General features: G+C 72.3%; 19 protein-coding genes. 7 read left to right on the top strand and 12 right to left on the bottom strand.

Annotation, left to right across the window (positions count from 1 at the left end; translation table 11 throughout):
* Positions 1 to 260: 260 nt before the first annotated feature.
* Positions 261 to 1730, top strand: coding sequence for a histidine kinase N-terminal domain-containing protein (locus AB8735_RS24865; RefSeq protein ID WP_344023391.1), 1470 nt, complete (start codon positions 261 to 263; stop codon positions 1728 to 1730).
* 167 nt (positions 1731 to 1897) lie between these two features.
* Here the strand turns inward: AB8735_RS24865 and AB8735_RS24870 are convergent, their stop codons facing one another.
* Together AB8735_RS24870 and AB8735_RS24875 are read right to left on the bottom strand one after the other, a co-directional pair.
* The gene (locus AB8735_RS24870) at positions 1898 to 2155 is read right to left on the bottom strand and encodes a WhiB family transcriptional regulator (RefSeq protein ID WP_004937597.1); all 258 of its coding nucleotides are present in this window, start codon (positions 2153 to 2155) and stop codon (positions 1898 to 1900) included.
* Between the two features lie 320 nt (positions 2156 to 2475).
* Complete coding sequence (locus AB8735_RS24875; protein ID WP_344023389.1) at positions 2476 to 3444, bottom strand: diacylglycerol kinase family protein; 969 nt, start codon at positions 3442 to 3444, stop codon at positions 2476 to 2478.
* A 136-nt stretch (positions 3445 to 3580) separates the two neighbouring features.
* Here AB8735_RS24875 and AB8735_RS24880 point away from each other — a divergent pair, with 136 nt between their 5' ends.
* A complete protein-coding gene (locus tag AB8735_RS24880) occupies positions 3581 to 4096 on the top strand; it encodes a hypothetical protein (RefSeq protein ID WP_372409474.1) in 516 nt (171 codons plus the stop codon).
* Between the two features lie 33 nt (positions 4097 to 4129).
* Here the strand turns inward: AB8735_RS24880 and AB8735_RS24885 are convergent, their stop codons facing one another.
* The 4 genes from AB8735_RS24885 to AB8735_RS24900 all read right to left on the bottom strand — a co-directional run bounded on the left by AB8735_RS24885 (position 4130) and on the right by AB8735_RS24900 (position 6487).
* On the bottom strand, positions 4130 to 5008 hold the full coding sequence (locus tag AB8735_RS24885; RefSeq protein WP_372411911.1) for an RNA polymerase sigma factor SigF: 879 nt from the start codon (positions 5006 to 5008) through the stop codon (positions 4130 to 4132).
* 55 nt (positions 5009 to 5063) lie between these two features.
* Positions 5064 to 5480: an anti-sigma regulatory factor gene (locus AB8735_RS24890; RefSeq protein ID WP_199890768.1), complete on the bottom strand. Its 417-nt coding sequence runs from the start codon at positions 5478 to 5480 to the stop codon at positions 5064 to 5066.
* A 198-nt stretch (positions 5481 to 5678) separates the two neighbouring features.
* Positions 5679 to 6203: a GNAT family N-acetyltransferase gene (locus AB8735_RS24895; RefSeq protein ID WP_344023382.1), complete on the bottom strand. Its 525-nt coding sequence runs from the start codon at positions 6201 to 6203 to the stop codon at positions 5679 to 5681.
* Positions 6204 to 6223: 20 nt separating this feature from the next.
* A complete protein-coding gene (locus AB8735_RS24900; RefSeq protein WP_344023380.1) occupies positions 6224 to 6487 on the bottom strand; it encodes a UBP-type zinc finger domain-containing protein in 264 nt (87 codons plus the stop codon).
* Between the two features lie 61 nt (positions 6488 to 6548).
* Between AB8735_RS24900 and AB8735_RS24905 the strand changes: the two genes are divergently transcribed.
* Entirely contained in the window at positions 6549 to 8135 is a 1587-nt protein-coding gene (locus tag AB8735_RS24905; protein ID WP_344023378.1) for a Na+/H+ antiporter, read from the top strand.
* Between the two features lie 18 nt (positions 8136 to 8153).
* Here the strand turns inward: AB8735_RS24905 and AB8735_RS24910 are convergent, their stop codons facing one another.
* Positions 8154 to 9056, bottom strand: coding sequence for a 1-aminocyclopropane-1-carboxylate deaminase/D-cysteine desulfhydrase (locus AB8735_RS24910; RefSeq protein ID WP_372409476.1), 903 nt, complete (start codon positions 9054 to 9056; stop codon positions 8154 to 8156).
* Positions 9057 to 9078: 22 nt separating this feature from the next.
* Complete coding sequence (locus AB8735_RS24915) at positions 9079 to 9669, bottom strand: peptidoglycan recognition family protein (protein ID WP_344023374.1); 591 nt, start codon at positions 9667 to 9669, stop codon at positions 9079 to 9081.
* Positions 9670 to 9866: 197 nt separating this feature from the next.
* On the opposite strand from AB8735_RS24915, the gene AB8735_RS24920 reads away from it, so the two are divergent.
* The 3 genes from AB8735_RS24920 to AB8735_RS24930 all read left to right on the top strand — a co-directional run bounded on the left by AB8735_RS24920 (position 9867) and on the right by AB8735_RS24930 (position 11714).
* Positions 9867 to 10778 (top strand): glutaminase, encoded by a 912-nt coding sequence (locus AB8735_RS24920; protein ID WP_344023372.1) that lies wholly within the window; start codon positions 9867 to 9869, stop codon positions 10776 to 10778.
* A gap of 67 nt (positions 10779 to 10845) precedes the next feature.
* A complete protein-coding gene (locus AB8735_RS24925; RefSeq protein ID WP_344023370.1) occupies positions 10846 to 11067 on the top strand; it encodes a hypothetical protein in 222 nt (73 codons plus the stop codon).
* Positions 11067 to 11714, top strand: a complete 648-nt coding sequence (locus AB8735_RS24930; protein ID WP_344023368.1) for a helix-turn-helix transcriptional regulator — start codon at positions 11067 to 11069, stop codon at positions 11712 to 11714. Before AB8735_RS24925 ends, AB8735_RS24930 begins: the two co-directional genes overlap by 1 nt.
* A 160-nt stretch (positions 11715 to 11874) precedes the next feature.
* On the opposite strand, the gene AB8735_RS24935 is transcribed toward AB8735_RS24930, so the two are convergent.
* The 4 genes from AB8735_RS24935 to tatA form a co-directional block, all read right to left on the bottom strand.
* Positions 11875 to 12279 (bottom strand): VOC family protein, encoded by a 405-nt coding sequence (locus tag AB8735_RS24935; protein WP_372409479.1) that lies wholly within the window; start codon positions 12277 to 12279, stop codon positions 11875 to 11877.
* A gap of 54 nt (positions 12280 to 12333) precedes the next feature.
* Entirely contained in the window at positions 12334 to 13272 is a 939-nt protein-coding gene (locus tag AB8735_RS24940; RefSeq protein WP_344023364.1) for a beta-ketoacyl-ACP synthase III, read from the bottom strand.
* Between the two features lie 187 nt (positions 13273 to 13459).
* Positions 13460 to 14848, bottom strand: a complete 1389-nt coding sequence (locus AB8735_RS24945) for an alkaline phosphatase (RefSeq protein ID WP_372409482.1) — start codon at positions 14846 to 14848, stop codon at positions 13460 to 13462.
* A 93-nt stretch (positions 14849 to 14941) separates the two neighbouring features.
* A complete protein-coding gene (gene tatA, locus AB8735_RS24950; RefSeq protein WP_344023360.1) occupies positions 14942 to 15184 on the bottom strand; it encodes a Sec-independent protein translocase subunit TatA in 243 nt (80 codons plus the stop codon).
* A gap of 184 nt (positions 15185 to 15368) precedes the next feature.
* Between tatA and AB8735_RS24955 the strand changes: the two genes are divergently transcribed.
* Positions 15369 to 16760 carry an LCP family protein gene (locus AB8735_RS24955; RefSeq protein ID WP_372409483.1) on the top strand — a complete coding sequence of 464 codons (1392 nt, stop codon included), beginning with the start codon at positions 15369 to 15371 and terminating at the stop codon, positions 16758 to 16760.
* The last annotated feature ends 122 nt before the right edge of the window (positions 16761 to 16882 follow it).

The raw sequence follows: 16882 nt of genomic DNA on the forward strand, positions 1-16882 counted from the left end.
CCGGTCACGGGATCGCCGGACGGGCCGCCGGGGCCGGGGGCTCGTGGCCGTGCCCCGGCCGGCGGCATCGGCATCGGTACCGGTGCGGGGCCGTCCGGTCGCCGCGCCACGGCCCGCCGGGCCCGCCCCGGCGGCACCCCGGGCCCGGCTCACGGAGCGATCCCGCTCCCGCCCCGGCCGGAGCGGGACCGCTCCAAGCGGCCGGGCCGGGGCCGTCGCCGCCTCCCTCCGCGAGGAACTAGGCTCACAGCGTGCCCTCCATGAACGATCTCGTACGCCAGCACACCGCGCTCGACGACTCCGACCTCGAGTGGCTCCATCTGCTGGTCTCGGAGTGGCAGCTGCTCTCCGACCTGTCCTTCGCCGATCTCGTGCTGTGGATCCCCACCCGGGACGGCACCCGCTACGTCTCCGTCGCCCAGATGCGGCCCAACACCGGCCCCACCTCGTACCAGAACGACATGGTCGGCCACATGGTCCCGCGCGGCCGGCGGCCCATGCTCGACGCGGCGCTCGACGAGGGCCGGATCGTCCGCGAGGGCGACCCGGAGTGGCGCGAGGAGGTGCCCGTCCGCGTCGAGTCCATCCCGGTCCGCCGCGACGGCCGGGTCCTGGGCGTGATCGCCCGCAACACCAATCTGCTCACCGTGCGCACCCCGAGCCGGCTGGAGCTCACCTACCTCCAGAGCGCCTCCGACCTCGCGCAGATGATCGCCGGCGGCGCCTTCCCCTTCCCGGGGCAACAAGTCGACATGGACGCCTCGCCGCGCGCCGGCGACGGCATGGTCCGCCTCGACGCGGACGGCGTCGTCCAGTACGCCAGTCCGAACGCCCTCTCCGCGTTCCACCGGCTCGGCCTCGCCGCCGACCTCGTCGGGCATCATCTGGGCGAGACCGCCGCTCAGTTGGCGCCCTCGCGCGCCCCGGTGGACGAGGGTCTGGCGAAGCTCGCCAGCGGCTGGGCGCCGCGCGAGTTCGAGGTGGAGGCCAACGGCGGGGTCATCCAGCTGCGGGTGATCCCCCTCAAACCCAAGGGCAGCCACATCGGTTCACTGGTGCTGCTGCGCGACGTCACCGAACTGCGGCGGCGCGAGCGCGAATTGATCACCAAGGACGCGACCATCCGGGAGATCCACCACCGGGTGAAGAACAACCTCCAGACCGTGGCCGCCCTGCTGCGCCTCCAGGCCCGCAGGATCGGTTCGCCCGAGGGCCGCGAGGCGTTGGAGGAGGCCGTCCGCCGGGTGGGGTCCATCGCGATCGTCCATGAGACGCTCTCGCAGAACCTCGACGAGCGGGTGGAGTTCGACGAGATCGCCGACCGGGTGCTCGCCATGGTGGCGGAGATCTCCCCGGGCCGGGTCACCACCCGCCGCACCGGCCGCTTCGGGATCCTGGACGCCGAGGTGGCCACCCCGCTCTCCATGGTGCTGACCGAACTGCTGCAGAACGCCCTGGAACACGGCTTCGGCCCGGGGGAGCAGGGCACCGTCGAGGTCACCGCCGTGCGCGGGGGCACCCGGGCCGATGCCCGGCTGCTGATCTCCGTCCAGGACGACGGCCGGGGACTGCCGGCGGACTTCGATCCGCACCGGGCCGGGAACCTCGGCCTCCAGATCGTCCGGACCCTGGTCGAGGGCGAGCTGGGCGGCAGGTTCGACATGGTGCCCGCCTCGGAACGGGGCACCCGCGTGGTCCTCGACCTCCCGGTACGCCCCGGAAAGCCCTGATTTCCCGGGCGCGGATTCACCGGGCACAGCACTGAGCCCCGGACCCTGTGGGTCCGGGGCTCAAAGCTTTATGGTGCGGTGCTCGGGGGCGTCCCCGGAACGTCGGGGACACTGCGCGCTGCGGCTCGGGGGCCGAGGGGGCGTCGGGGGGACGCTGCGCTACGGCATCAGGCCGTGGCGTTGCGAGCCCGGTTGCGGGCGGCGCGGCGCTTCATCGCGCGGCGCTCGTCCTCGCTGAGGCCACCCCAGACGCCGGAGTCCTGGCCGGACTCGAGTGCCCACTGCAGGCACTGCTCCATGACGGGGCAGCGGCGGCAGACGGCCTTGGCTTCCTCGATCTGCAGCAGCGCAGGACCGGTGTTGCCGATGGGGAAGAACAGCTCGGGGTCTTCCTCGCGGCAAACGGCGTTGTGACGCCAGTCCATGGCTGCTCCATCTCCTCGTTATTGCGGCTACGTGGCTTGTGAATGTGAACGCTTTCACGAATCCCCCCGCAAGGGAAGGGCCGACGCCCAGCCAGAGACTGGTGCGGTCCAGGAAGGAGAGAGGGGGTTCGGGCAATCCGGGAAGCCGAGATGAGCGGCCGTCCCGATCGCCATGAAGAGACTCGCAAACCTCGGCGGCGGATACAACCCCTTCTGGAAAGTTTTTTTTGATTCCTCGGTGTCGGCTAGGTCACAGCCGTACTTCCAGGGGGTGGAACCCAGGCTAAACGTTCGACTGGAAGGACTTTAGGCCCTGGCACTCACACAATCACACGCAGTGCACGGCGAACGCCTGTGAACGTCACGCTCGTACGCAGTCCCAGGTGGTCTCCGTCCATCTGAAACGGCAGGGGTGCCTGCGAATGCAAGGTGAACGAGTCCTGGTCATGAAGTGACACAGCGTGTCTGCCCTCGGGTCCCCGCTCCGGGGAGGAGGTCAGCAGCTGGCTGATGTAGTGGCCGGCCGTGAGCGTCGAGAGCTTGGTGAGTCCGAGCACGTCAAGGGCGGTGTCGAAGGACGCCTGGGGCAGCGCGTAGATCGGCCGGTTGCCGAAGTACGTCCATGGCGAGGTGTTGCAGATTATCGACATGACGAGATTCGCGAGTGGCTCCTCGCCAGGCCGTTCGAGCGTGATCGTCCCGTGCCGGCGGTTGGATTCGCCCAGGAACTGACGCATGAACTGTCGCACGTACAGGGAATGCGTCGAACGTTTGCCGCGCTCCCGCTGCTGTTCCACCCGCCCGACCACACCGGCGTCGAAGCCGAAGCCCGCGCAGAAGGTGAACCAGCGGCCGGGCACCCCCTCGTCCTCGGTGCCCTCGGTACCGGCGGCGTGACCGAGGCCGATGGTGCGCCCGGTGCCGTCCCGCAGCGCGTCCAGCAGGGCGCCGGTCGCCTCGACGGGCTCGTTGGGCAGGCCCAGCGCGCGGGCGAAGACATTGGTGGAGCCGCCGGGGACCACGGCCAGCCGGGGCAGGCCCTCCGGGTCCGGTCCGTGGTGCAGCAGCCCGTTGACCACCTCGTTGACCGTGCCGTCGCCGCCGAGCGCCACGACCAGCTCGGTGTTCCCGCTCTCGGCGGCCGCCCGGGCCAGGTCACGGGCGTGCCCCCGGTACTCGGTGGTGGCGACCTCCAGCTTGAGGTCGCTGGCGAGCGCATGCACCAGGACATCGCGCGTACGGGCACTGGTGGTGGTGGCCGAAGGGTTGACCACGAGAAGCGCACGCATGCGCGCCAGCCTACCTACCTGTCGGTACACGACCCACCTCAGGTCCGGGCCTCCGGGTCGGCCGCGCCGCCGGGAGCGGTGTGCGGGATCGCCCGGCGGGGGCCGCACCGGGACACGGCGGGGCTACCCTGCCGGTATGAGCAGCAAGCAGTCCGCGCCGAAGTCCGCCCGGAAGAGCGCCCCCCGCGAGCGCGGGCAGAGCCCTGAGCAGACCCGCGAGCGGGGCAAGGCTCCCGCGGCCCCCGGGCCGGCCGGCCCGCGGCCCGCCCGGCTGACCGCCGCCGCCGCGCTCACCGGACTGGAGGGCGCGGCCCTGGCCGCCGGCGGGGTGTACATGCTGGTGATGGGGCTGCTGGGGAAGCCGGACAGCCCCCAGCAGGCCGAGCTCGGCGGGCTCACCGTGCTGGTCCTGGCCCTGCTGCCGCTGGCCGCGGCGCGCGGGCTGTGGCTGCGCCGCCGCTGGAGCCGGGGGCCCGCGCTGATCACCCAGCTCATGGCCTTCCCGGTGGCCTGGACGCTGTTCAGCACCGGCGGCGCGATGATCGCGGCGGGCGTGCTGCTGGCCCTGGCGGCCCTGGCCACCCTGGTGCTGCTGGTGAACCCGACGGCGACCGAGGCGCTGGGCATCGGCCCGGACGCCTCGTCTTCCTGATCCGCTTCCCGATCCGTTCCCGGGCCGTCCCGGCTACTCCTCGACGAGCAGGCGCTCGCGCAGCTGGGCGAGGGTACGGGCCAGCAGCCGGGAGACGTGCATCTGGGAGATGCCGACCTCCTGGGCGATCTGCGACTGCGTCATGTTGCCGAAGAACCGCAGGAGAAGGATCTTCTTCTCGCGCGGCGGCAGGTCCTCCAGCAGCGGCTTGAGGGACTCGCGGTACTCGACGCCCTCCAGCGCCTCGTCCTCCGCGCCGAGGGTGTCGGCGACGGCCGGCGACTCGTCGTCCGTGTCGGGGACGTCCAGGGAGAGCGTGCTGTAGGCGTTGGCCGACTCCAGCCCCTCCAGCACCTCCTCCTCGGAGATGCTCAGATGCTCCGCCAGCTCGTGGACCGTGGGCGCGCGGCCGTGCCGCTGGGAGAGCTCGGCGGTGGCCGTGGTGAGCGCGAGGCGCAGCTCCTGGAGGCGGCGCGGCACGCGCACGGCCCAGCCCTTGTCCCGGAAGTGCCGCTTGATCTCGCCGACCACGGTGGGCGTGGCATAGGTGGAGAACTCCACGCCCCGGTCCGGGTCGAACCGGTCCACGGACTTGATCAGGCCGATCGTGGCGACCTGGGTCAGGTCGTCCAGCGGCTCCCCGCGGTTGCGGAACCGCCGGGCCAGGTGCTCCACCAGGGGCAGATGCATCCGCACCAGGTGGTTGCGCAGCTCCGCGCGCTCCGGCGAGCCGTCCGGGAGCGAGCGCAGCCGGACGAACAGGGCCCGCGCCCCGCTGCGGTCGTGCGGCCGCTCCTGCCGCTGCTGATGCTGCTGATCCATGTGGTCCGCCCGCTCCGGTCGGTCACTCGCCTGGTCCGGCTCCGGAGCCGCAGTGCTCCCCGGCTGGTGTCGGGCGGGCTGCTGCGGGATGGCCGGGGTACGCACTTCCCGCGACGATGCAGTACTCACGGAGCCCCCTCTTCCGTCACGGCTGCCCGGGGCCGGCGCCGCGCTTCTTGTGCAGGCTGATGCTGACCGTGCGGTCGTCCGCGACGGTGGACTCGACCTCGCCGGCCAGGGCGGAGAGCACCGTCCAGGCGAAGGTGTCGCGCTCGGGCGCGCGGCCGTCCGTGGTGGGTGCCGAGACGGTCACCCGCAGCGCGTCGCCGACCAGGCGGAAGACGCAGCTCAGCACGGAGCCGGGAACGGCTTGTTGGAGCAGGATCGCGCATGCCTCGTCCACGGCGATGCGCAGGTCCTCGATCTCGTCGAGGGTGAAGTCCAGGCGGGCCGCGAGGCCGGCTGTCGCCGTCCGCAGCACCGACAGGTAGGCACCCGCAGCGGGCAGCCGGACTTCCACGAAGTCCTGGGTCGCCCCAGGCTCGCCTGCGATGGGGGACACCCTCACCTCCAAGGTGGCACAAGCTCTTTGAGCTGTTACGGGCGTCGGCCGCGCGCCCCTCCGGGAGGAGGTGCGCGGGCCGCCGCGGCAGTTGTTCCGGCAGCGACGCTATCGCGATCCGGGAGTCCGCGCCGCAGGCCCACGACTGTCACTCATGGTAAGCCCATGAGTACGGAAAGTGGCTAGGGGTCTGCGGTCTCAATTCGAAAGAGAAGACGCCCTGTTGGGATTTTCGTCACTCTGCGCGAGTGCCGCAAGAGCGTGGAGCGACTCACCGGACAACCGCTGCCCCGTCCACCCGTCCATGGCCTCGGCGCCGAGCGACTTGTAGAAGCGGATCGAGGGTTCGTTCCAGTCCAGCACTGACCATTCGAAACGCTGATAGCCGCGCTCCACGCAGATGCGCGCCAGCTCCGCGAGGAGGGCCCGGCCGTGGCCCCCGCCGCGCGCCCCCGGGCGCACATAGAGGTCCTCCAGGTAAATACCGTGCGTGCCCGTCCAGGTGGAGAAGTTGCGGAACCAGAGCGCGAAGCCGGCCGGTTCGCCCGCGTTCTCGTCACTCTCCGCTATCAGCGCGAAGACGGCCGGATGCGCCCCGAAGAGCGCCTCGCGCAGCTGTTCCTCGGTGGCGCGCGCCTCCTCCACCGCCCGTTCGTACGCGGCGAGTTCGCGGATCATCGCGCGGAGGGCGGGGACGTCGGCGGGCGTCGCGGCTCGGATCATGGATGCATGCTAGCGGGCGGCTACGACACCAGGCGCCGGTCCACATAGCACCAGCGCCAGCTCTCCCCGGGCTCGACGCTGCGCATCACCGCGTGCCCGGTCGCCTCGAAGTGGGCGGTGGAGTGCCGGTACGGCGAGGAGTCGCAGCAGCCGACGTGCCCGCAGACCAGGCACATCCGCAGCTGGACGGGGTGGCTGCCGAGCGCCGCGCACTCGGGACAGGTCTCGCTCAGCGGCTCGGGTTCGGGGCGCGGCAGCTCGGCACGGTGCGGGCACTCGATCATGATGGCCAGGTTAGAACGCCGGACTGACGAACGAGACGAACGAAGGGGAGGGGCCGGAACGATGGACGTCATGCCCTTGCTGGCCCTGGTCGCGGGGAGCGCCGCCGTCGCGGGGGCCGCCCGCCGCACCCCGGTGTCCGCGCCACTGGCCCTGGTCGCCGTGGGGCTCGCCGTCTCCTATCTGCCCGGGGTGCCCGACTACACCCTGGACCCGCACGTCGTCCTGCCCCTGGTGCTGCCGCCGCTGCTGCACACCGCCGCGCTCGACAGCTCGTACCTCGGACTGCGCGCCAACGCGCGGCCGGTGGCGCTGCTCTCGATCGGCTACGTGCTCTTCGCCACGCTCGCCGTCGGCGCCGTCGCCTTCCTTGCGGTGCCCGGACTGCCGCTGACCGCGGCGCTCGTCCTCGGCGCGGTCGTGGCGCCGCCGGACGCGGTCGCCGCCACCGCCGTCGCACGCCGGCTGGGGCTGCCGTCCCGGCTCACCACCATCCTCCAGGGCGAGTCGCTGGTGAACGACGCCACCGCCATCACGGCGTACAAGGTGGCCCTCGCCGCGGCCGTCGGCGAGGGCGCCACCTGGGCGGGCGGCGTACGGGAGTTCGCGGTCGCGGCGCTCGGCGGGGTCGGCGTCGGACTCGTCCTCATGGTGCCGCTGCACTGGCTGCGCACGCATCTGCGCGAGCCGTTGCTGCAGAACACCCTCTCGCTGCTCATCCCCTTCGTCGCCTACGCGACCGCGGAAGCGGCCGGCGCCTCCGGGGTGCTCGCGGTGGTGGTCGTCGGGCTCTACCTCGGACACCGGTCCTGGCAGGTCGACTTCGCGACCCGGCTCCAGGAGGCGGCGGTGTGGAAGATGGTCTCCTTCCTCCTGGAATCCGCCGTGTTCGCCCTCATCGGGCTCCAACTGCGCGTCGTCCTCGGCGGACTGGGCGCCTACGGCACGGGGGACGCGGCGTGGTACGCGGTCGTGGTCTTCCTCGCGGTGGTGGCCGCCCGCTTCGTCTGGGTCTATCCCGCCACGTTCCTGCCGCGGGCGCTGTCCGCGCGGATCCGCGAGCGCGAGCCGGACGTGACCGGGCGGGGGGCCTTCGTGGTCTCCTGGGCCGGGATGCGTGGCGTCGTCTCGCTGGCCATCGCCTTCTCCCTCCCCGGGGACTTCCCCGCGCGGAACCTGGTGCTGTTCCTCACCTTCACCACCGTCATCGGCACGCTCGTCGTCCAGGGGCTCAGCCTGCCGCCGCTCATCCGGGCGCTGCGGCTGCCCGCGCGCGACCCGCGCTCCGTGACCCTCGCCGAGGCCCAGGCCCAGAGCGAGGCGTCCGCCGCGGCCGAGCGCCGCCTCGACGAACTCCTCGCGGACGAGCGCAACGCGCTGCCGCAGCCGTTGGCGGACCGGCTGCGCGCCGTGCTCGAACGGCGCCGCAATGCGGTGTGGGAGCGGCTGGGCGCGGTCCACGGCACGACCGGGGAGTCGGCGGACGACACCTATCGGCGGCTGGCGCGGGAGGTCATCGGCGCGGAGCGGGCCGTCTTCGTGGCGCTGCGGGACGCGCGGCGGATCGACGACGAGATGCTGCGGGTGCTGCTGCGGCGGCTGGACCTGGAGGAGGCGGCGGCGTACCGGGAGGAGGGGGCGGAGGGCTGATGCGGGCTCGCGCCCGGGCTACTCCACCCCGCCCGTGACCACCGCCGCCACCGTCGTCCCGGGCGCGAACGCCCCCTCCTCCGCCAGCGTCGTCAGACCGAGCAGCGCCTTCGCCACGTACAGCCGCTCCAGCGGCACCCCGTGCCGGGCGGTGAAGTCGTCGGCGAAGGCGGTCAGCGCGGGGGAGACGCGCGCGTAGCCGCCGCCGTGGAAGCGGTCGTCGAGCAGCCAGTCGCCCCGCCGGCCGCCGAAGGCCTCCGTCTGGAGGCGGGACACCTCGGCGGTCAGGAAGCCGCCCTTCAGCACGGGGAAGCCGATCGCCCGGCCGGCCCCGGCCAGCCCGGCGGCCAGGCCCGCGAGCGTCCCGCCGGTGCCGCAGGCGACGCCCACGACGTCCGCCACGCCGCGCAGTTCCGCGCCGAGCGCCGCGCAGCCGCGGGCGGCCGCCGCGTTGCTGCCGCCCTCGGGGACGACGAAGCAGCCGTCGGCGCCGAGGGCGGAGAGCACCGAGGGCTCCGTCTTGCGCCGGTACGTCGCACGGTCCACGAAGCGCAGCTTCATGCCGTCGGCCGCGCAGCGGGCCAGCGACCAGTTGAGCGGCCGGCCGGCCAGTTCGTCGCCGCGGACGATTCCGACCGTGGCGAAGCCGAGGAGCCGGCCCGCGGCGGCCGTGGCCCGCAGGTGGTTGGAGTAGGCGCCGCCGAAGGTGAGCAGGGTCCGCCGGCCCTCGGCGGCGGCGGTGAGCAGGTTGGGCTCCAGCTTGCGCCATTTGTTGCCGGGCAGCCGGGGATGTATGAGGTCGTCCCGTTTGAGCAGCAGCCGTACGCCCCGCCGGGTGAACCGCTCGTCGGCCACTTCCTCGACGGGCGAGGGCAGGCGGGGCCGCAGGGCGGCGAGGTCGGGCGGGGGCGGGCTGGTCACCCCACCATTGTCGCCTCAGGTGTCACTTCAGACGGGCGCGGATCCGTTCCCGCAGCTCGTCCATGGCGAAGCCGCGGGGATCCACCTTCCCCGGCCGCCACTCGTGGTGCCCGATGACCGATCGCTCGCTCCAGCCGTGGTGCCGGCAGACCGCGGCCGCCGCCCGCTCCACGGCCGCCAGCTGGGCCTCGGGCCACGGGTCGTGGCCGTCCCCGAGGTTGACGCACTCGAAGCCGTAGAAGTGCGCGTTGCCGTCCGTGTCGGACTTCCGCACCGGCGGCAGCCGCTTCTCCGCGATCACCGCGCGCAGCACGTCCCCGTCGCCGCCCCCGGCGTGGTTGGCGCGCCCGCTGCCGACGAGGTGGACGCGGGCGTCCTTGGCGACGACCGCGTGGCACAGCGGGCCCGGCAGCACGGGGGTGCCGTTCCAGCAGAGCTTGACGGTGGTGTCGGTGCCGGAGGTGGCGGTGTGGTGGATCACCACGCCGTGCACCGGGCCCCAGGGCCCGTGCCCGGCGCGGCTGTGGGTGCGCCAGCCGGGTACTTCGACGACGGTGGAGTCCTCCGCCCGCAGGGCGGCGAGGAAGGCGTCCGCGGACATGGGTGCGGCCACGGCCTTGCTCCTTGGCGGTCCGGTGGCGCACGCCCTGTCACGTACGCCTGAATGGCCCCGTTGTACCGAAAAGTTCGCAGGTGGTCCGGGTGTTCGGATATCGTGCGAGCCGATTCGGCCGCAGGCCGGAGCCCGCACGCCCGTACGGACGTGTCCTTACAGAAACACGTTCGTACAGAACAGAAAGCGCACCGCCCGTGGACTATCAGGCCGTCCTCGAAGAGGTCGCCGCGTTCGCCCGCCCGCTGGTCGGCCGGGGGCAGGCGGCCCAGTACATCCCGGCCCTCGCGGATGTCGACGCCGCACAGTTCGGCATGGCGGTCGCCGATGTCGACGGCGGGGTGTACGGCGTGGGGGACTGGCAGCGGCCGTTCTCCGTCCAGTCGATCTCCAAGGCGTTCGCCCTGGCGCTCGTGCTCGCCGAGGGCGGCAACAAGATCTGGGAGCGGGTCGGCACCGAACCGTCCGGAAATGCCTTCAACTCCCTGGTCCAGCTCGAATACGAGAACGGCATTCCGCGCAATCCGTTCATCAACGCGGGCGCGCTCGTCGTCACCGACCGGCTCCAGACGCTGACCGGCGACGCCAGCACGACGATGCTGGACTTCCTGCGCGCCGAGAGCGGCAACCCGGACGTCGCCTTCGACCCGGTCGTCGCGAAGTCCGAGTCCGAGCACGGCGACCGGAACGCGGCGCTCGCCCACTTCATGGCGAGCTACGGCAACCTCGACAACCCCGTCACCACGGTGCTGGAGCACTACTTCTGGCAGTGCTCCGTCGAGATGAGCTGCCGCGACCTCGCCGTGGCCGGCGGCTTCCTGGCCCGCCACGGGCTGCGCGCCGACGGCACCCGGCTGCTGCCGCGCCGCGAGGCGAAGCAGGTCAACGCGGTCATGCTGACCTGCGGCACGTACGACGCCGCCGGCGACTTCGCCTACCGAGTCGGCCTGCCGGGCAAGAGCGGCGTCGGCGGCGGCATCGTCGCCGTGATACCGGGCCGCTGCACGCTGTGCGTGTGGAGCCCCGGGCTGGACGCGCGGGGGAACTCCGTGGCCGGCGTCGCGGCGCTGGACCACTTCACGACGCTGACCGGCTGGTCCGTCTTCTGAGCGGTGGCGTCGGCACGTCCACCGGAGGATCGTGGGTCCGAGGAGAACCACGAGGAGGTGCGGTGACATGGAGCACGAGTTGCGCGCGGAGTACGCGGACGGCAGCTCCCCCGGGGACGACGACCCCTCGGTCAAGACCTGGCACGTGGTCCGCGGCGCCGACTCCACCGCCATGTGCGGCCGTGACCTCGACCCCGCCTCGGCGGTGCGCTCCGTGGATCTCTGGGGCACGGGCAAGGTGCCCATCTGCCACTCCTGCGGGGCGCTCTTCCTGCGGGAGTCGCCGTAGTGACGTATCGGGAGCGGCCATCGGCGGCGGTCGCCGGGGCGGTGGTGTGGACGCGCGCGGGTGACCCCGTGCGCGTCCTGCCGGACGGCTGCACCGACCTCATCTGGGCGGACGGACGGCTCGTCGTCGCCGGCCCCGACACCCGGGCGCACCTCGCGCCCGCCGGGGAGTTCACCGGTCTGCGCTTCGCCCCCGGCACCGGCCCCGCGCTGCTCGGCGTCCCCGCCCACGAACTGCGCGACCTGCGGGTGCCGCTGGAGGACCTGTGGCCGGGGCGGCGCGTACGGATCGTCACCCAGCGGGTGGCGGAGGGGGCGGCACTGGAGTCGGTGATCGGACGACGCACGGACGCGGACCGCGTCGGCGCCGCGATCCTGGCCTCCGCCCGGCGCGGGGAGCCGGTGTCCGCGCTGGCCGCCCGGCTGGGCATGAGCGAACGGCAGCTGCACCGGCGGGCGTTGCGCTCCTTCGGCTACGGGCCGAAGACGCTGGCGCGGGTGCTGCGGATGGGGCGGGCGGTGGAACTGGCGCGGGGCGGGGTCGCGTTCGCGGAGGTCGCGGTGGTGTGCGGGTATGCGGATCAGGCGCATTTGGCGCGGGAGGTGAGGGGGTTGGCGGGGGTGACGCTGGGTGTGCTGGTGGGGTGAGTTTACCCCGGTCCCGCCCTTTCACCGTTTCTCGCCGCGCTTCGCGCGGGTGTCCTCAATCGCCGGACGGGCTAAATTAGCCCGTCCGGCGATTGAGGACAGCGCGCGCAGCGTGCTGCTGCGGAAACGGTGAAAGGGCGGGGCGGGGAGAACTACCGCGTCAGCGGCCCAGCGGCGCGAACAGATCCACCGCATTCCCGTCCGGATCGAGGACCGTCGCATAGCGCTGCCCCCACACCGCATCCCACGGCCTCAAATGCCCGGCATAACCGGCTTCGACCAACTCCCCGTACACCCGGTCCACTTCCCCCGCATCCGCACACGCGAAGCCCAGCGTCGCCCGTCCCACCCGCCCCGGCCCCTTCGGCAGATCCGCCCCCGGGTCGAACGAGGCGTGGACCTCGTCCGTGTCCCACAACAGCCGCAGCCCGCCCTCCAGCGCATGTTCCACATGCGGCAGTTCATCGGCGGAGGCCGGAATGTCCAGGCCCAGGCGGCGGTAGAAGGCGAGCGACGCGGGCATGTCCGCGACGACGAGTCCGATGCAGTCGAAACGTGGTGTCATGCCGCCACCGTAGGCAGCGGCCGTACGAACGGTCTTGAACGAATCGGACGCCCCTCACGGGCAGCGGATGACCTGCCCGCCGTACGACAGGTTCCCTCCGAAGCCGAACAGCAGCACCGGCGCCCCGGGCGCCACCGTCCCCCGCTCGACGAGCTTGGACAGGGCCAGCGGGATGCTGGCCGCGGACGTGTTGCCGGATTCGGTCACATCCGTCGCGATCACCGCGTTGACGGCGCCGATCCGCCGCGCCACCGGCTCGATGATGCGCAGGTTCGCCTGGTGGAGGACGACCGCCGCCAGTTCCTCCGGCGTGACCCCGGCCCGCTCGCAGACGCTGCGGGCGATCGGCGGCAGCTGGGTCGTGGCCCAGCGGTAGACGGACTGGCCCTCCTGGGCGAAGCGCGAGGGGGTGCCCTCGATGCGGACGGCGTGGCCCATCTCCGGCACGGAGCCCCAGACGACCGGTCCGATGCCGGGCTCCGGGGAGGCGGTGACGACGGCGGCGCCCGCCCCGTCGCCGACCAGGACGCAGGTGGAGCGGTCCGTCCAGTCGACCACGTCGGTGAACTTCTCCACGCCGACGACCAGGGCGTTCCGCGCCGCCCCGGCCCGGATCGCATGGTCCGCGGTCGCCAGGGCGTGGGTGAAGCCGGCGCAGACGACGTTGATGTCCATCACCGCCGGGGAGCCGAGGCCCAGCCGGGCGGCGACGCGCGCGGCCGTGTTGGGGCTGCGGTCCACGGCCGTGCAGGTGGCGACGAGGACGAGATCGATGTCGTCGGGGGACAGGCCGCTGTTGGCGAGCGCCTTCACCGCGGCCTCGGCGGCCATCGAGTCGACCGTCTCGTCGGGCTCCGCCACGCGCCGCGTGCGGATGCCGACCCGGGAGCGGATCCACTCGTCGCTGGTGTCGACCATCCCGGCCAGCTCGTCGTTGGTCAGCACCCTGGCGGGCTGGTAGTGGCCCATGGCCAGTACACGAGACCCGGACATGGGGTTCCTCCTGCAGAGCGCGCGGGTGGTCCGGAACCCCCAGTGTCGATGCCGCCCCACCCCATCACCGGTGCGAGATCCACCAATCTTCCGGCGCGATAACTGGAGCAATCCCTAGGGCCCGGCCCGCGGACTGGAATCCGCGGCTCCGGGCCCTGCCCCGCCGGTGGGACCGGCGCCGGTGGGGTCAGCGCAGCGAGAGCGCCTTCCGGATGGTGGTGAAGAGCTGGGTCTGGTCCGTCACGCCGAGGACGCGCTCGGCCTGCGGGCCCTGGGCCGCGATGCGCACCTCGGTGCCGGTGTGCTCCTGGGACTTGCCCGGGGTGTTGGTCGAGTAGTTGACCTTGAGCTGCTGCCCCTCATTGGTGACCAGCGTCGAGGACAGCCCGGGCGGGGTGGCCTCCAGCGGCACGATCTGGCTGGTGTGGCCGTGGTCGGCGGTGGTGACGACCAGGGTGTCCGGGTGCTGCGCGGCGTAGTCGCGGGCGACCTTCACGGCCCGGTCCAGGGCCGCGGTCTCACCGATCTGCCCGCAGGGGTCGGCGGCGTGGTCGCGCTTGTCGATCGAGGCGCCCTCGACCTGGAGGAAGAAGCCGTTCCTGCCCTTCTGCTTCCGCTCCAGGAGCTGGATGGCCCGGCGCGTCTGCTCCTCCAGGCTCGGGGTGCCGGCCTTGCGCTCGGGGTTGTCCGTCGTGCAGCGCTGCGGGGCGGTGCCGCCGACGGCCGCGGCCTTGCCGGTCCACTCGACGGGGACGTTGCCCGGGGCGAAGAGGCCGAGGACGGGCTTGCCGGCGCGCGCCCTGCCGAGGCCCTTGGCGTCCGTCACCACCTGGTAGCCCAGCTTCTCGGCCTGCTGGGTGACGGTCAGGCCCTTGTACCGGCCCTCGGTGATCTTCTGGTCGAAGCGCTGCTTGCCGCCGCCCAGCAGCACGTCCACCTTGTGGTTCACGCTCTGCTCGGCGATCGAGCCCGGACCGCCCTTGGCGACCGTGTCGTTCGGGCACTCCTTCATATCGGCCGGGCCCTGGCAGCTGCGGTCCGTGGCGTGCGAGGCGAGGACGGCCGGGGTGGCGTCGGTGAGCTCGGCGGTGGTGACGCTGCCGGTGGCCAGCCCGCCCCGCTGGGCCAGTTCCAGGATCGTGGTCATCGGCTTGTCGGTGCCGGGGGTCTTCGATATGCGGCCGTTGACCGTCTTGTGGCCGGTCGCCCAGCCGGTGCCGCTCGCCGCTGAGTCGGTGACGTAGTCCGGCTTGCCGTTCCTGTCCACGGAGTACGTGGTGTAGGCGCCGGTCATCGGGAACTTGTCCATGTTCAGCCGGCCGGCGGCGCCCACGGTGTAGTCGCGGGCGAGAGTGATCTCCGAGTCGCCCATGCCGTCGCCGATCAGCAGGATGACGTTCTTGGCCTTGGCGGGGCCGTGCAGCTGCTTGGCGACGGACGCCCTGGCGCTGCCGTCCGTGCCCGTGCCGCCGTCGGACACGGCGGCCGCGGCGGGCACCGCGACACCGGCGACGAGCAGGGCGGCGGCGCACCGGGCGAGACGGCGCCCGCGACGGCCGTACGGACGAGAACCCATGGTGATTTCCTTCCTCGTGGGCCGGCGGAGTGCGGCCGGAGGAAGCTCACCAAGCGAGGGTGTACGGGAGGGTAACCCCGGGTGACGGCAGGGTCAGCGGGGGCTTTCGACAGAGGTGGGGGTGATGGGGGACTGCGCGCCGGGCGCCGGCGGAGGGGTCTGGACGGACGCCGGCGGGGCCGGGTCCTCCTTCATCGCCTTGGCCTCGCTCTTGAGGATGCGCGCCGACTTGCCGAGGGCGCGTGCCATGTCGGGCAGCTTCTTCGACCCGAACACGACGACCAGGACGACCACGACGATGATGAGGTGCCAGGGTTCCAGGGCGTTGCGCAGCACGGCGTCCCACCTGCTTTCTCTGCAATCTGCCGACGGCGTCGTGCCGCGGCGGTCCCCTCACCATACTTGCCAATTTGCGCAACCGGACAACCTCGGGTGAAGTCCGGTCGTCTCTGGGGATGAGAAGGGAAGCAGTCGACGGGGCGGGGTGGCCGATGGGCTCGTACACGACCGGGTCGCGCACATGACCGGGAACGGCGGACGGACCCCGGGCCGGCTGCGGCCCGCGGGCGTCGTGGCCCTCTCGCTCCTGCTGCTGCTCGTGCTCGGCGCCGGATGGATCGTCCTCAAACTCAACGGCAACCTCAGCACGTTCGGCGCCGACGGCATCGCCCGTGACCGCCCGGGCGCCGCCGCGGGCAAGAACGTCCTCGTCATCGGCTCCGACTCGCGCGCGGGCGGCAACCGCGCGCTCGGCGGCGGGACGGGCGACGTCGGCCGCTCCGACACGGCCTTCCTGCTGCATGTGTACGGGGACGGCGAGCATGCCACCGCCGTCTCCATCCCCCGTGACACGCTCCTGGAGATACCCCCGTGCAGACTGCCCGACGGCAGTTGGACGAGCACGCGGAGCCGGGCGATGTTCAACTCGGCCTTCACCGTGGGCGGTACGGCCAAGGGCAACCCCGCCTGCACCCAGAACACGGTGGAGAAGCTCACCGGTCTGCGCGTGGACCACACCGTCGTCGTCGACTTCTCCGGCTTCTCCGCCATGACGGACGCGGTGGGCGGGGTGGAGGTCTGCCTGCCCCAGGACGTCCACCAGGGCGACCTCGACCCGAACCGCGGCTCGCCGGGCGAGGTGATCTTCCACAAGGGACGGCAGACGGTCTCCGGCCAGAAGGCGCTGGACTACGTCCGGGTGCGGCACGGGATCGGGGACGGCTCCGACATAGGCCGCATACGACGGCAGCAGGCGTTCATCGCATCCATGATCAAAAAGGTGCGCTCCGAGGGTTTCTCCCCCACGACGCTGCTCCCGCTGGCCGACGCCGCGACCAAGTCGCTGACCGTGGACCCCGGGCTGGGCTCGGTGGACAAACTGCTCTCCTTCGCGATGTCGTTCAAGGACATCGACCTGCACGACATCACGTTCGTCACGATGCCCTGGCGTTACGAGGGCGACCGCGTGGCCGTCGTCCAGCCCGACGCGGACGCGCTGTGGGCGGCGCTGCGGGAGGACCGGCCGACCGGTCCGACGGCCTCCGCGGACGCCAAGCGGGGCGGCGGACGGGTCGCCGTCACCGACGCCTCCGGCGTCCCGGGGCTCGCCGCCCGGGCGGTCGCGCGGCTGAAGGAGCAGGGGTGGAGCGTCGCCGGGATCCGCCCGGGCGGGGGCCGGGCGGAGGGCACCACCGTGATCGAGTTCGGTCCGGGCCGGGCGGGGCAGGCGCGGACCCTGGCCGGGCTCTTCCCCGGGGCCTTCGTCCGGGGCACCGCGGCGGAGGGGATCTCCGTCACGCTCGGCCGGGACGCCGCGTCCGTCCCGGGGCCGCGGACGGAGCCGGTGAGCGCCGCGAGTGACGGGACGCGAGCGGCGGACGACAATCCCTGTTCCGATCTCTCCTATGGGTGAGGGGTAAGGGGTGGTGTCCAGGGGAACCGAGTGCCCGAATGGTCCGTTGTCGTAGTAAACACAGAGTAAGTGCAATGATCTTGATGAGTAACCGTTCCGTTGTCTCCACCGTGAGTACGTCC

Origin of the sequence: Streptomyces luteireticuli (genome assembly GCF_041519305.1) — a bacterium.
GTDB classification, from domain to species: domain Bacteria; phylum Actinomycetota; class Actinomycetes; order Streptomycetales; family Streptomycetaceae; genus Streptomyces; species Streptomyces luteireticuli.